Source organism: Priestia sp. BR_2, from assembly GCF_041954005.1.
Taxonomy (GTDB): domain Bacteria; phylum Bacillota; class Bacilli; order Paenibacillales; family Paenibacillaceae; genus Paenibacillus_AQ; species Paenibacillus_AQ lautus_A.
Window position 1 is genome coordinate 125,397 of record NZ_JAVFHM010000229.1, and the last position, 14,853, is coordinate 140,249.

General features: G+C 53.7%; 15 protein-coding genes. 9 read left to right on the forward strand and 6 right to left on the reverse strand.

Annotation, left to right across the window (positions count from 1 at the left end):
- The first annotated feature begins 32 nt into the window (after positions 1 to 32).
- The 6 genes from hemH to taeA all read left to right on the forward strand — a co-directional run bounded on the left by hemH (position 33) and on the right by taeA (position 6,717).
- A complete protein-coding gene (gene hemH, locus RB298_RS18610; protein ID WP_486047945.1) occupies positions 33 to 974 on the forward strand; it encodes a ferrochelatase in 942 nt (313 codons plus the stop codon).
- A 148-nt stretch (positions 975 to 1,122) separates the two neighbouring features.
- Positions 1,123 to 2,442 (forward strand): CapA family protein, encoded by a 1,320-nt coding sequence (locus tag RB298_RS18615; RefSeq protein ID WP_486047947.1) that lies wholly within the window; start codon positions 1,123 to 1,125, stop codon positions 2,440 to 2,442.
- 32 nt (positions 2,443 to 2,474) lie between these two features.
- Complete coding sequence (locus RB298_RS18620) at positions 2,475 to 3,248, forward strand: glycerophosphodiester phosphodiesterase (protein ID WP_486047949.1); 774 nt, start codon at positions 2,475 to 2,477, stop codon at positions 3,246 to 3,248.
- Positions 3,249 to 3,251: 3 nt separating this feature from the next.
- Positions 3,252 to 3,875, forward strand: coding sequence for a fumarylacetoacetate hydrolase family protein (locus tag RB298_RS18625; RefSeq protein ID WP_015736707.1), 624 nt, complete (start codon positions 3,252 to 3,254; stop codon positions 3,873 to 3,875).
- Between the two features lie 32 nt (positions 3,876 to 3,907).
- Positions 3,908 to 4,714, forward strand: coding sequence for a DUF92 domain-containing protein (locus tag RB298_RS18630; protein WP_192571026.1), 807 nt, complete (start codon positions 3,908 to 3,910; stop codon positions 4,712 to 4,714).
- Between the two features lie 65 nt (positions 4,715 to 4,779).
- On the forward strand, positions 4,780 to 6,717 hold the full coding sequence (gene taeA / locus RB298_RS18635) for an ABC-F type ribosomal protection protein TaeA (RefSeq protein ID WP_213579393.1): 1,938 nt from the start codon (positions 4,780 to 4,782) through the stop codon (positions 6,715 to 6,717).
- 68 nt (positions 6,718 to 6,785) lie between these two features.
- Here taeA and RB298_RS18640 read toward each other — a convergent pair whose 3' ends face one another.
- From RB298_RS18640 to RB298_RS18660, 5 genes are all read right to left on the reverse strand, one after another.
- Complete coding sequence (locus RB298_RS18640) at positions 6,786 to 7,820, reverse strand: M42 family metallopeptidase (RefSeq protein ID WP_213579392.1); 1,035 nt, start codon at positions 7,818 to 7,820, stop codon at positions 6,786 to 6,788.
- Positions 7,821 to 7,858: 38 nt separating this feature from the next.
- Positions 7,859 to 8,185 (reverse strand): LapA family protein, encoded by a 327-nt coding sequence (locus RB298_RS18645; protein WP_009594827.1) that lies wholly within the window; start codon positions 8,183 to 8,185, stop codon positions 7,859 to 7,861.
- Between the two features lie 111 nt (positions 8,186 to 8,296).
- Positions 8,297 to 10,087 (reverse strand): oligoendopeptidase F, encoded by a 1,791-nt coding sequence (gene pepF / locus RB298_RS18650; RefSeq protein ID WP_486047952.1) that lies wholly within the window; start codon positions 10,085 to 10,087, stop codon positions 8,297 to 8,299.
- Between the two features lie 202 nt (positions 10,088 to 10,289).
- Positions 10,290 to 10,472, reverse strand: a complete 183-nt coding sequence (locus RB298_RS18655; protein ID WP_015736702.1) for a hypothetical protein — start codon at positions 10,470 to 10,472, stop codon at positions 10,290 to 10,292.
- Positions 10,473 to 10,475: 3 nt separating this feature from the next.
- A complete protein-coding gene (locus RB298_RS18660) occupies positions 10,476 to 10,709 on the reverse strand; it encodes a hypothetical protein (RefSeq protein ID WP_009594800.1) in 234 nt (77 codons plus the stop codon).
- A gap of 196 nt (positions 10,710 to 10,905) precedes the next feature.
- Here RB298_RS18660 and RB298_RS18665 point away from each other — a divergent pair, with 196 nt between their 5' ends.
- Positions 10,906 to 11,103 (forward strand): cold shock domain-containing protein, encoded by a 198-nt coding sequence (locus RB298_RS18665; protein ID WP_006211711.1) that lies wholly within the window; start codon positions 10,906 to 10,908, stop codon positions 11,101 to 11,103.
- Positions 11,104 to 11,296: 193 nt separating this feature from the next.
- Here the strand turns inward: RB298_RS18665 and RB298_RS18670 are convergent, their stop codons facing one another.
- Positions 11,297 to 12,487, reverse strand: a complete 1,191-nt coding sequence (locus tag RB298_RS18670) for an MFS transporter (protein WP_486047954.1) — start codon at positions 12,485 to 12,487, stop codon at positions 11,297 to 11,299.
- Between the two features lie 249 nt (positions 12,488 to 12,736).
- On the opposite strand from RB298_RS18670, the gene RB298_RS18675 reads away from it, so the two are divergent.
- Positions 12,737 to 13,819, forward strand: coding sequence for a tetraprenyl-beta-curcumene synthase family protein (locus RB298_RS18675; RefSeq protein WP_096776059.1), 1,083 nt, complete (start codon positions 12,737 to 12,739; stop codon positions 13,817 to 13,819).
- 21 nt (positions 13,820 to 13,840) lie between these two features.
- Positions 13,841 to 14,812 (forward strand): 6-phosphofructokinase, encoded by a 972-nt coding sequence (gene pfkA, locus RB298_RS18680; RefSeq protein ID WP_009594803.1) that lies wholly within the window; start codon positions 13,841 to 13,843, stop codon positions 14,810 to 14,812.
- The last annotated feature ends 41 nt before the right edge of the window (positions 14,813 to 14,853 follow it).

The window sequence follows — 14,853 nt, forward strand, 5'->3', positions numbered from 1 at the left end:
TTGAATATTTTATTAGCCAGAGGTGAGATGGTATGAAGAATAAGATTGGCGTATTGGTCATGTCCTACGGCACGCCGGAGAGCATGGAAGGAATCGAAAGTTATTATACGCATATCCGCCGCGGAAATAAGCCGTCGGAAGAGCAGCTCAAGGAGCTGACGGACCGCTATGAGGCGATTGTGGGTGGCGTGTTTCCGCTCCGCGAGAACACGGACCGGCAGGTCCGCACGCTGCAGGATACATTAAATGCGGATCCCCGGGCCATCGATCTTGAGTTCGTGTGTTATCAAGGCTTGAAGCACGCGGCTCCGTATATCGAAGACGGCGTGGAGCAAATGGTCCGGGACGGCATCAAGGAAGCCGTCGGCATCGTGCTGGCTCCCCACTACTCCACCATGAGCATCGGATCCTACGTGAAGCGTGCCCAGGCGAAGGCCGATGAGCTGGGACTTCAGATTTCGTTCGTGGAGAGCTATCACACGCATCCGAAACTGATCGAGGCTTTTGCAGACCGAGTGTCGGCGAAGCTGAACCAGTTCGAGCAAGCGGGGGCTGTTCGGGACAGCGTGAGGGTGCTGTTCAGTGCCCACAGCCTTCCGGAACGCATTTTGTCCGTCGGAGATCCTTATCAGGATCAGCTGCTTGAGACATCCAAGGCCGTAGCCGAGAAGGCAGGCGTGAAGCAGTGGCAGTTTACGTGGCAAAGCGCCGGCCGGACGGCGGAGCCTTGGCTGGGCCCGGACATTCTGGATACGCTGCAGGCGCTGAACAAAGAAGAACAGGTGGAGGACGTGCTGGTCGCGCCGGTCGGTTTCGTATCGGATCATCTTGAGGTGCTGTACGATTTGGATATCGAAGCCAAAAGCATTGCCAAGGAGATGGATATGCGGCTTGAGCGCATCGACTCCTTGAACAGCGACCCGCTCTATATGGAGGCGCTCAGCGACTCCGTGATCACCTTGATTGGACTGTAAGCCGTATTACCCGAATTTCGAATTTCTCAACAGAATGCTTTGATATGGAACTCCCCGGCGACGGGGGGTTCTATTCTTTATGGGGAAGCTGGTATAATGGGGGAAACGACTTATTGCGCGAGCTCATGAGTGAATAAAGGAGTGACCTATGCAGCATCTGTCACGATCAGAGAAAAGCAAGGCCGAGAAGAAGGCCCGTAAGCAGCGAACCGGACAGGTTTGGCTCATTCTGAACCTATGCCTGATTTTTATGATCGCTGCTTTGCTTGTTTATCATTTTAAATTCAAGGAAGATCCGGTTCCGCAAACGGCTTATCCCCCTGGTATGCCGGACTTTGGCATGGAAGGGGAGCAGGCGGGAAGCACCGGCTCCGGACAGCAGGATGTAGGCGCGGGAACGGATTCGGATCCTTCGACGACGACGGAGCCCGGCGAACCTCACGATTCCGCGATAACGGGGCCTGATGGCAGCGCAGCGGATGAACCTGCCGATGACGAGATGGCAGCGCGGGTGGTCATGCATTTTGCAGGGGACACGTTGTTCTCGGGCAAGGTGGAGGCTGAGCTGAAGAAGCATGGATACGATTATCCCTACAAGCACCTGGGTACCGCATTTCTGGAGGACGACCTAACCGTGCTTAATCTGGAAACCCCGGTTACGACCGGAGGCGTTGGCGCCGCCAACAAGAAATTCGTATTCAAGTCCTCTCCGGACGTATTGCCCGCCCTCCGGGATGTCGGGGTGGAAGCCGTTAATCTGGCTAACAATCACATTCTGGATCAGGGGCAGGAGGGGCTATTGGATACCTTGAAGCACCTGAAGGACCATGATATCCGTTATGTGGGAGCAGGACGGAATGAGGAAGAAGCCTTTGCGGCCGAATATTTCGAGCTTCAGGGCATGACGGTTGCCTTGCTTGGGTTCAGCCGCGTCCTGCCGGAGACGACCTGGTATGCGCTGGAGAACAGGCCGGGGGTCGCCGGGGCTTATGACCATGTGCTGCCCAAGGCGGTTGAAGCGATCCAGGAGGCAAGGAACAAGGCCGATCTGGTGGTTGTCATCGCCCATTGGGGGGAGGAGCTTCATAAGACGCCGAATGTCCATCAGATCAATCTGTCACGCGCATTCATTGACGGCGGCGCCGATCTGATTATCGGCGGCCACCCGCATGTGCTGCAGGGATTGGAGCAGTACAAGGGTAAGTGGATTGCGTACAGCACCGGCAATTTCATCTTTACCAAATCGTCGAATGCGGATACGTGGAAAACAGCCGTGTTCCGGGCTTCATGCAGCAAGCAAGGAGACTGCGACCTGAAGCTGACGCCTTACCGTACTGAGATCGGACAGGTCATTCCGCTTGAAGGCAAAGAAGCTGAAGCCCTGCTGAAAGAGGTCCAGGAGCGATCCGTCGGCGGCGTCAAAATAGCGCTTGATGGTGAAGTTATAGCAGGCAAGGCCGCAGACTAATTCGTTAAACGTTACATCAAGGAGGTCCCACCATGAACAATTTATGCGTGGCTCACCGGGGGTTTTCCGGTAAAGCGCCTGAAAATACGCGCGCAGCCATTCAGTTGGCGATGGATGAGCCCTTCGTGCATTGGATGGAGATTGATGTGCAGCTGACTCAGGACGGGGTCCCTGTCGTGATCCATGACTTCAGCGTGGATCGTACGACGACCGGGAAGGGCAAGGTGAAGGATCTGACCTGGCAGCAAATCCGGAGGATGGACGCCGGAGAATGGAAGGGACGCCAGTTCAGGGGAGAGCAGGTTCCATCGCTGGATGAGGTCCTGCAGCTGGTCAAAGGCCGATTGAAACTTAACATCGAACTCAAAACGAGCGGGGACATGTATCCCGGCCTGGAAGCCGCTGTCCTGGAGCGGATTCAAGCCCACCGGATGCTGCCGGACGTGGTGCTTACTTCGTTTGAACCGAAAGCTTTGATGAAGGCAAAGGAATTGGAGCCCGACGTGAAAACCGGACTTATCATCGATGCGCATCCTCGCAATTTGCTGGCACGCTTGAAGCAAATGAAATGTTCCTTTTTATCCATCGGCTATTCCCACCTGGATGCGGCTTTTGCGTCGGATCTGGTGAAGAACGGCATTACGCCCATGGCTTGGACGGTGGATGATGCGAAGAGCATGAGATCGCTCGCCCGAATGAATCCCGCCATCATGATCTGTACGAACCGGCCCGATACATGGGGCCAAATCTTTATTCATAAAATTGCACCAAAAGTTCCGTTCTGGCGAAGAAAATGGAGGTTTTAATTGATGTGTGCCCTAGTGAATAACGTTTATTGTGTAGGACGTAATTACCAACTGCATGCGGCGGAGCTCGGCAATGCCGTACCGGAAGAGCCGATGATTTTTCTTAAACCCTCGCATGCCGTCGTTCCGCTGGACGGCAGCGTGCTGAAGCTGCCGATGGACAGGGGCAGCCTTCATTTTGAAGGCGAGCTTGTTATTCAGCTTGCAGAGGATTACGCGCCAGGCAAGACCGTGGACGAGCTTGTAAAAACGATGGCCCTTGGCATCGATTTCACGCTGCGTGACGTACAGACGGTCATTAAGGAGAAAGGACACCCGTGGACGGCGGCAAAGGCGTTTAAATCTTCCGCACCGCTTACGCCATCCATTGCTTTCCCGGGAACCGCCAAGCTTGAGGATAAGGATTTTACCGTCTGGAAGAACGGCGCCCAGGTCCAGAGGGGGAATGTGAAGGATATGATCTTCTCTCTTCAGCGCATCATCGATTACATCGGCGAGCATTACGGTCTTGGTCAAGGGGATTTGATCTTCACAGGCACGCCGGCCGGCGTGGGACCCACGGAATCCGGCGACGTGTTCGAACTGTTCTGGGGAGACGTCCGTCTGGGCCGCTGCGAAATCGGGTAATCTGACAAGCTTTATTATGGGAGGGATCGCGGATGGATTGGCTGATCGGGGCAGCGGGTGCCGTCATCGTGGCAGGAGCCGCTTACAGGAAACGATCGTTATCGGAATCCGGAGCCTTAGCCGCTATTCTGATGGGTACCATATATTACGGAGCAGGGAACGCGTTTTGGTTCGGAACCCTGCTTCTTTTTTTCATAACGTCCACGCTGCTCTCGCGGCATGGAAAGCAGCGGAAGGCGGACCTGGAGAAATCCTATGCCAAGACCGGCCGGCGGGATGCCGGTCAGGTCTTCGCCAATGGCGGCATCGGCATGGTGCTGTGTCTGTTGAACGTATGGATTCCGTCCCATCTGTGGGTGTACCTGTTTATAGGCGTCATGGCTACGGTGACGGCGGATACCTGGGCCACGGAGGTGGGCAGCCTTAGCCGGAAGCCTCCGCGTTCCGTGCTGAACGGAAGGGTGCTGACAGCCGGGGAATCCGGCGGCGTGTCCTGGGTCGGCTCCGCGGCGGCGGCGGCAGGGAGCATGCTGATTGGGGCAGGCGGATGGCTGCTGGCCGAGTGGAGCGGCATGAATGCGGATCTGTTGCCGTATGTCCTGGCTGCCCTTGCGGGCGGCATGGTCGGAGCTTTTGCCGATTCGTACCTCGGTGCGACCATGCAGGTAATGTATCGCTGCCCGGCGTGCGGCAAATCGGTGGAAGTGTCTCGACATTGCGGCCAGGATACGGTGCGCATGCGCGGACATGCCTGGATGTCCAACGATGCGGTCAATCTGGTCAGCTCATTGCTTGGCGGCGCGGCAGCTTATGGGATTGCGGCGTGGATTGCGTTATAATGTATCCGTCTTACCGATGAAGGAACGATCAACGAAATCTATAAATGTAAGTAGGGATCATAACTATGAATATATTGACCGTGGAACAGGTAACGAAAAGCTATGGAGACAAAATTCTGTTTCAGGATGCTTCCTTCGGGATGGAGGACCAGGATAAAATCGGGATCATCGGCGTAAACGGCACGGGGAAATCCACGTTTATGCGCGTTATCGCGGGGATTGAGCCGCCGGATGCCGGTAAAATATCGATGGGCAATCGCATCCGGGTGCGTTATCTGGCCCAGAACCCCGAGTTTGATCCGGACAATACCGTCCTGCAGCAGGTATTTGAGGGCGATCTTCCAGAGATGAAGGCGGTCCGGGAGTACACCGAAACGATGGAACTGCTGGAGCTGCATCCGAATCGCGAAGACCTGCAGCAGAAGCTGCTGAAGCTCAATCAGACGCTGGATACGCTGCAGGCGTGGCAGCTGGAAAGCGATGCGAAAACCATCCTGTCCAAGCTGGGCATCCGGAATTATGACGCGAAGATGGGGACGCTCTCAGGCGGCCAGCGTAAGCGGGTCGCATTGGCTGCGGCCTTGATTCAGCCTTCCGATTTGCTTATCTTGGATGAGCCGACGAACCATATCGACAATGAATCCGTGGCCTGGCTGGAACAGTATCTGCAGAAGCGCCGGGGTGCGCTGCTCATGATTACGCATGATCGGTATTTTCTGGACCGGGTGGCCAATGTCATGCTGGAGCTGGACCACGGGCGGCTGTTCCGATATGAGGCGAATTACAGCCGCTTTCTGGAACTGAAGGCGGAGCGCGAGGAGCGTGAGGCTGCTTCCGAGCAGAAGCGCCAGAATTTGCTGCGGAACGAACTGGCCTGGATTCGCCGAGGAGCCAAGGCGCGTACGACCAAGCAGAAGGCGAGGATCGAACGATTCGAGAAGCTCAAGGATCAGGAGATGGTTCACAGCTCCGGCGAACTGGACGTCTCGGTCGCTTCTACCCGGCTGGGACGAAAAATTCTGGAGATTGAAGGTCTGCGGAAGAAGAGCGATGACAAAGTTCTCATTCAGGATCTTTCCTACATTGCCGTTCCCGAGGATCGGATCGGCATCGTTGGCCCGAACGGCAGCGGCAAATCCACGCTGCTCAATCTGATTGCCGGGCGGCTTCAGCCGGATGCCGGGGAAGTCGTGCTTGGCCCCACGGTCAAGCTCGGTTATTTCACCCAGGAGCATCAGGAGATGGACGGCAGTCAGCGAGTGATTGAGTATATCAAGGATGAAGCGGAGGTTGTCCGCACGGCGGACGGCTCGGCCATTACCGCGGCCCAGATGCTGGAACGCTTCCTGTTCCCGCCGGCGCTGCAGTGGACGCCGATCGCCAAGCTGTCCGGGGGCGAAAAGCGCAGGCTGTACCTGCTGCGGGTGCTGATGAGCGCGCCGAACGTGCTGCTTCTCGATGAACCGACCAATGATCTGGACATTCAGACGCTGTCCGTCCTGGAGCAGTACCTGGATGAATTCCCGGGCGTCTGCATCGTGGTATCCCATGATCGCTTTTTCCTGGATCGAACGGTTGACAAGATCATGGCGTTTGAGGGCAACGGACAGATCCGTGTCCATGTCGGCTCTTACAGCGAATATGCCGAATGGATGCAGCGCCATGGCGGCGAAGCCGCCGGGGGCAAGGCGGAAGCATCCAGTGCCAAGCCTGCTTCGGGAGGCTCAGGCAGCGGTTCCGCTCAGGAAGCGCCGCGGGAGCGCTTGAAATTCAGTTATAAAGAACAGCGGGAGTACGAGCAGATTGACGGTCTTATCGAAGCCGCCGAGAACAAGCTCGCTTCGATTCAATCGGAGATGGAGACCGCCGGCAGCGATGCGGCCAGGCTTCAGGAGCTGATGAAGTCCCAAGAGGAGACGGAAGGCGAGCTGGAGCATTTGATGGAGCGCTGGACCTATCTGAACGAGCTTGCGGAGAAGATTGAGCAGAGCAAGAAATCTTGAATATGCAAAAGGGGCGTCCCCAGGCTTATGGCCTTGGCGGGACGCCCCTTTTTCTGTAGGGAGATGACTTATTTCACGTAGGCAGCCAGCAGCTTAACGGTGTTAAGAACAGCCTGTTTATGCGTTCTTTCCATCGCATGGGATGCATGAACGCCGGGACCGATCAGCGCAGCCTTGATGTTGCTGCCGGCGGAGAGCGCCGCGGATGCATCGGAGCCGTAATGCGGGTACACGTCCACCGCATAAGCAATGCCTTCGCTTTCAGCCAGCTGGATCAGACGGCTGGTCATGCCGTAGTCGTAGGGACCGGAAGAATCCTTTGCGCAGATGGATACATCGGTTTCCTTGCAGCTCAGGTCATCGCCGATGCAGCCCATATCGACCGCAATCAGTTCATGGATGTCGGCAGGAATGTAGGCGGCGCCATGTCCGACCTCTTCATAGTTCGAGATGAGAAGCTTCACATTGTAGGCAGGCTTCCAGTTATCCCGTTTCATGCTTTCGAGCAAGCCGAAGAGGGCGGCGACGCTGGCTTTGTCATCCAGATGGCGCGATTTGATGTAACCGCTCGGCGTAATGACCGCACGCGCATCAAAGGACACAAAATCACCAACGCCGATTCCGAGTTTCTTCACATCTTCGGCAGACTCCACCCATTCGTCGATCCGGACCTCCATATGGGCTTCCTGGCGCTTGAAATCACGGGCATCGCTGTACACGTGAACGGAAGGATGCGTGGACAGGATCGTGCCCGTATATTTCTTGCCGCTGCGCGTATGGATGATGCAGTATTCATTCTCGATGCTGTTCATCATGTATCCGCCGACGGAGGTAAGCCGGAGCGTACCTTCCGATTTCACGGCACGAACCATGGCGCCGAGCGTGTCCACATGGGCGCTCAGGCCGACGGTTCGGCTGCCGTCTTGTCCGGGAACGGACAGGATGGCTCCGCCTTTCTCATTCCATTCCAGGGAAACTCCAAGCGAAGCGGCTTCCTGCTCGATCCGCTTCATGATGTCGTGGGTATATCCGGTAGGGCTCGGCGTATCCAGCAGTTCTTTTAGCAGGTCCAGCACGTAAGTTTCATTCGGTTGTATCGACACGGGTTGTTATGCCTCCTTGGTTCGATGGGACAGCCTTCCTATTCAACGGGAGCGTCCTTCTGATCTTTCTTGTTTTCCTCTTCCGCAGCTTGTATTTCAGGGGTGTATCCCGTTACTTCACGGATATGTATGAGCTGCTCCGCTAACGAACGGATTTCCTTCTGCATTTGATATTGACGGTAAATCCCGAACGTGCCGACGATCAGTCCCCCGATCAGCGAGCATCCGATAATCAGCAGAATCAGCGGTACGTTGACGGTGCCGAATAACAGGTTCACGGCAACCGGATTGACATTGATGACGGCGAACACAGCCGTAATCAGGGCAAACAATAAGGCTGCGATTAACGACCATTGAATTTTCATGGGGAACACCTCCTTCCTCCAAACAGTATAAAATCCCTCGCCCGTAAAGGGCAAGGGATTTTATTCCACCGGTCAATTGAGATTCGCTTAAGCCCGCGAAAGCAGGGCTGTTTATTTCGTCAACTGCTCCATCTGGTTGATGACGTCTTCAAACACGCTCATCGCCTCACGGATCGGCTCCGGAGAAGACATATCCACGCCGGCCTTCTTGAGGATGTTGATGGAGTAGTCGCTGCCTCCGCTCTTCAGGAAGCCGAGATAACGGTCAACGGCAGGCTGGCCTTCCTCCAGGATTTGCTTGGAGAAACTGGCCGCAGCCGAGAAGCCGGTCGCGTATTTGTACACATAAAAGCTGTTGTAGAAATGAGGAATCCGTGCCCATTCCATGCCGATCTCTTTATCCACCTGCATGCCTTTGCCGTGATATTTCACGTTCAGCTCGTAGTAGATGTCGGAAAGATCCTGTGGCGTCAGGGATTCGCCGCTTTCCACGCGTTCATGCACGATCTTCTCGAACTCGGCAAACATCGTTTGACGGAATACCGTCGTCCGGAATTGATCGGCATAGTAGGTGAGCAGATACATCTTCTGCTTCGGATCCTTGGCGTTCTTCAGCAGGTAATCCATCAGCAGCGCCTCGTTCGTGGTGGACGCCACTTCGGCCAGGAAGATGGTGTACTGCGCATCACGGTATTTCAAGGCGTTGTCGGAGTAGTAGGAGTGAAGCGCATGACCCATCTCGTGGGCAAGGGTAAACATGCTGTTCAGATTATCTTTGTGGTTCAGCAGAACATATGGATGCGTGCCGTATGCGCCCCAGCTGTACGCGCCGGTCCGTTTGTTCTCATTCTCGTACACGTCGATCCAGCCGTTGTCATAGCCTTCCTGCAGGCTGCTGAGATAATCGTCACCAAGCGGCGTAAGGCCTTCCTTGGTCATTTGTTTCGCTTCCTCGTACGTGATATCCCATTTGTACTCTTCTACGAGCGGAGCGAACAAATCGTACATATGAAGCTCATCCACGCCCAGCAGCTTCTTGCGGAGCTCCATGTAACGGTGAAGGAGCGGCAGGCTCTCGTGAATGGTGTCGATCAGGTTCGTGTAGACTTCCTTCGGAATGTTATCCCCATAGAGAGCCATTTCCAGAACGGAGGGGTACTTGCGGACGCGGGAGTAGAACATATTTTTGTTAACGTTGGCGTTCAGCGTAGCCGCAATCGTGTTTTTCTGCTTGCCGTAGGTTTCGTAGACGGCTTTGAAGGCACGCTCGCGAACCTCGCGGTTCGGGCTCTCCAGGAATTGAATATAATTGCCGTGCGTAAGCTCGACGTCCTTGCCGTCCTCGTTTTTGATTTTCGGGAATTTCATGTCCGCATTGTTGAGCATGCCGAAAATGGTCTGCGGTGCAGAGGAGAGGTTGCCGACTTGAGCCAGCAGCGCTTCTTCCGTCTTGGACAGCACGTGCGCTTTCTCCCGTTTCATCTCCGTCAGCGTGAATTTGAATTCCTTCAGGGTAGGGTCCTCGATCAGTTTATCCAGTTCCGCCTCGGACAGGGACAGAATTTCAGGCGTGATGAAAGAGAGGGCTTCTCCGGCTTCGACGTTCAGTTTTTTGGCTTTGGCGGTTAGTGCCTGATATGTAGGGTTTGCCGTATCTTCGTCATGGTGCATATGAGCGTATACGTATAAGCGTTCGGCATGGTATGAAATTTCGTCTTCGAGCTCGAAGCATTCCTTGATGGAAGCTGCGTTGTTTAACTTGCCTTGGTAATCGGCGGTCCGTTTCAGCAGATTCTTCAGCTCCGCAAAGCTTGCATCCCAAGCCTTTTGATCAGCAAATAAATCCTCGAGTTTCCATTGATGCTCTTTAGGGACATCAGCGCGTTTCAACAATTGTTCCATGGAAATCCTCCTTGAATGATATGGATTAGTTGGAGTCCGGGTTCCTTCAGACAAGACTTCGGAGCGGGCAGCGGATAGAGCTAGCAGGCAGATGGCAAGCGTAATGCAGAGCACCTTGGCGCCTCTCATGGCATAATACCTCCTCGAATTGAAGCATCCGAGCGATAGTATGCCGCGTACCCGCCACTTTCATCCTATAAATTTACGAGGAACCCAGATTCAAGAAACTGTATACAATAAGGTAAAAGGCAAACAAGATAAAGGCGACGGCAATCAGGGCCATCCCCCTTCTCAGTCTTTGGGGTATCCGATCCCGGTACATGATCATGATGGCACCCAGACTGAAGGCCAGAATAATGAAGATGACGATATTCGTATAATCCATCCATTACACCTGCTTAAAGGCAGCCATCATTTCTCTCCACTCATCTTCCCGGCCTTCGAAATCTTCTTTGGGAAAGCGGTTTTGAGCCCAGTGCATCAAGGCTGGCCGACTCATGAAGGTATGGGTCTCTTCACCCCACTGGTCGGAAATTTCGCGAAGAACGATGTATCGGCCCTGAACTTCGACCGTCATCATGTTCCACTTGTCTTTTTTGTATATTTCATGTTTTTTGATCATATGCATCTCCGTTTGCTACTTAGGCTTTTGGGTAAATGATAACGCACTCGCGGGCTTAAAAGCAAATCATCTTCTGATTAAAATAGTGTGCCGAAAAAAGCCCCTTAGGGTGAATTGACGGATTGCATTGTCAGAAAACATGGGATATAATATGGATATTCGCCATAGATGGCGGTATTTTTAGGAGGTTGTTCATTTGAAAGGTACAGTTAAATGGTTTAACGCAGAAAAAGGTTACGGCTTCATTTCCGTTGAAGGTGGCGAGGATGTATTCGTACACTTCTCCGCAATTCAAGAAGAAGGCTTCAAGAGTTTGGAAGAAGGTCAAGCGGTTGAGTTCGACATCACAGAAGGTAACCGTGGTCCTCAAGCAGCCAACGTAACAAAACTGTAAGCTAACTCCCGATACGGAGATCTTATAGAATTACCAAGGCATGAAGCACAGTTCTCTACCGAGAACTGTGCTTTTTTGTATTCTTTTGGGTCAAGCAGGTCTAGTCAGGATCAATCAAAGGCAGGTTCGGATCGATACCCGGTCCGTACTTGCCTTTATTGATCTTATACTCAGGAGCGTTTCGCGCTGTATTCTAGGCGCCTAATCCAGAGGTATGCATCTCCTCCGGCTTGGCGAAGAGGTGCCGGTAGATAAAGCCGAGGCAGGCAGCGAAGGACAGGAGGGCTGCAAGCAGGTAGAAGGACGATCTCCCCGCGGCTTCGAACAGCAAACCGCCGAAAGCTCCACTGAGAAGCCCTGAGACGCTGGACCAGAAAATAATGAAGAGCGCCATCCCGGTCGCCCGGTACTGCCACGGAATGATCCTGGTAATATAACGGACCGCGGTTACATAGAACACGCCGAAGGTAATGCTGTGAAGCGACTGGACGGCGAGCACCGACAACGGATCGGACGCCAGCGCCATGAGCAGGAATCGGAGCGCAAACATCAGGCTTGCAAAGCCGAGCAGCGGCAGCTCCTTCATCTTGTCTCCATACTTGCTCAGCAGGAAAAAAATCGGGATCTCGCTGGCAGCCGAGATCATCAAGGACCACCCGATAAGACCCTCGCCCGCACCAAGCCCCGATAAGGTGAGCGTCAGAAAGGCTTCATTCATGCGGTGGGCGATGGCAAGACAGAAGGTGCAGCCGAAAAACCACAATATTTCTTTCGAACGCAATATTTTGAGCAGGGCTGCCAGTTCCACAGGCTCTGATTTGGCCGCGACGCCATCGCGGATAAGAAAGGAGCATATGAGCGTAAACACGCCGATCCCGATGCCGATCGACAGCGCAGCCGAAGCGCCCGCTGCACCGATGGCATATCCAATGCCAAGGGCGAAGAACGCGTAGCCGAGCGAGCCGAATACGCGGATGACGGTAAAGCTGCGACCGTACCGGTGCGCCGTCTGGATGGCCATCGTATCCGCCAACGGATAGACCGGGTAGTAGAAGAAATAAAACAAGCTGATCGTAATCAATACAACGCCGAAGCTTGTAACCTGCCATAGGATAAGCATCGTGACAAGCTGCCCGATTATCAGAATGTTCATGATGCGTTTGATGGTCCGGTATTTATCGCTTGTGTAGCTCCAAATCATGTTGGAGAACATGGATATCAACGGGCCGATGGCATACAGATAGCCGATCTGCGCGCTGCTGAAGCCGATCTCTTTGTAATAAAGCGGAAAATAAGAAATGACAAGGGCTGTCGTGCCGAATATCGTAAACATAAAGGCGCGGAGCCAATTCTGATCCGGTCTGGACGAAGCGGGAAGTTTCATGCTGGGGATCTCCGTTCTTTCATGAACCCGTGGACCGGTGGATGAAACGGCATTCGCGAAGTTCATGGTCTGTTGTTCAACTCCGACTAGTATATAACATATCGCTGATTGGAGATAGATGGATAATAGAATGCGTTAACGGCCGCCCCCCGTCAATGATCTGTGTTATTTGTGCAAAATGGGCGATCATATTATAATAGGTTTGATTTGGATAGGTATAAAAAGACAACCATGTGGAGGCAGAGTTCATTGAATAATCAAGAGCTAAGCCGTAAGGTTCCGCGCAGTCCGGTCGGGCTGATGAGCCGGGTGTACAAATTCATACTCCCGGAAGTGCGGAGCGAATTGGAGAAGTGGCGCCGGGAGGCTGAGCAAATTCCGGATGAGGAGCTACGAAAGCAGGCACTGGCCAGTATAGATACCAAAAGATTTCACTGCCAGGGCGGTGCGGTGTATGCCGCAGCCAATCTGCCGGAAAAGCACATTCTCATTCCATTGATTGTAGCTTACCAGACAATTAGCGATTATCTCGATAATTTATGTGACCGCAGTACTTCGCTGGATCCAGCGGATTTCAGACAGCTCCATCAGTCGATGCTGGATGCCGTTACACCTGAAATGGAGCCGGCTGATTATTACGCGCTCCGGTCCGAAAGGGAGGACGGAGGTTATCTTCTCCGCCTTGTGCAGAAATGCCGGGATTGCATCGGGCAATTATCAGGATATGAAGCGGCAAAGCCCTACATAAGGGATTTGGCTGGGCTTTATGCCGATTTGCAGGTATACAAGCACATCCATCCGGATAAGAGAGAAGCGGCATTGCTTGAATGGTGGTCCCGGCATGCACACCGGACACCGCATCTGCGGTGGAACGAGTTTGCGGCTGCAACGGGATCAACCTTGGGTGTGTTCATGCTGTTCTTGGCTGCAACCGATCCGTTTCTGGATGACGAGGATGCATCGTCCATTCATGCGTCTTATTTTCCGAATGTATGCAGTCTCCACATTATGCTGGATTATCTTATTGATCAAGACGAAGACAGGCTGGGCGGCGATCTGAACTTTTGTAATTATTACGAAGATGCCGATACGATGCTGAACCGTATAGCTTCCATTGTTGAGTGGGCCCGGAAGGATGTCAGAACGATTCCCTCGACCCCTTTTCATCGTATGATCATTGAGGGGTTACTGGCGTTATATTTATCCGATCCAAAAGTCAGCGAGCAGCAACTGGTTCGCACCGTATCCAAACGTTTGATGAAGAAGAGCCCGATGACCCGGATTTTTTTCTACGTCAACAGCCGATGGATTCGTAAGCATAAGCATGAGTGACATTGAAGGAGGAAAAGAGACATGGCAGAGGTTAAAAAAATTGCAGTTCTTACAAGTGGTGGCGATTCCCAAGGGATGAACGCGGCGCTGCGCGCCGTTGTACGGAGCGGTTTGTATTATGGACTAGAGGTATACGGGATTCAACGCGGTTACCAAGGTCTTCTCGAAAACGACATTATCAAAATGGACCTTCGCAGCGTAGGGGATATCATCCAGCGCGGAGGCACGATTCTTCGTTCCGCCCGTTGTGAGGAGTTCAAGACGGCGGAAGGGCAGCAGAAAGGCGCCGACATTCTGAATCAGCACGGCATCGACGGTTTGGTCGTCATCGGCGGAGACGGCTCGTACCAAGGTGCGAACAAGCTGAGCAAGCTCGGAATCAAAACGATGGGTCTTCCGGGCACGATTGATAATGATATTTCCTTTACCGACTATACGATCGGTTTTGATACAGCGGTCAGCGTCGTTGTAGACGCTGTAAACAAATTGCGCGATACGATGTCTTCCCATGCCCGCTCGTCGGTTGTAGAAGTTATGGGACGCCACTGCGGCGACATCGCCCTTCACGCGGGCCTGGCTTCCGGGGCGGAGACCATCCTGGTGCCGGAAGTGGAGTACAATCTTGATGAAGTGGCGACGCGTCTTCGCGAGAATTTTGCCAAAGGCAAGCGCCACAGCATCATTATCGTAGCGGAAGGCGTCGGACGCGGCGAGGACGTTGTCCACGATCTGAAAGAGTGCCATGCGTCAATCGATGCCCGCGTAACCGTGCTTGGTCATATCCAGCGCGGCGGAGCTCCGACTCCGTTTGACCGCAATTTGGCAAGCCGTCTCGGCGATTTTGCGGTTCGCAGCCTGATTGATGGCCAATCCGACAAAGGATGCGGCATCATCAAAGGCGAACTGGTCCTTACGGACATTGACAAGGTCGTTAACACCAAGAAGGAATTTGACCGGGATCTGTACGATCTGGCATTGCGATTGTCCCAATAAGTCCGTTTTGGCGATAACGATAAAAGACCGTCTCCATGGCA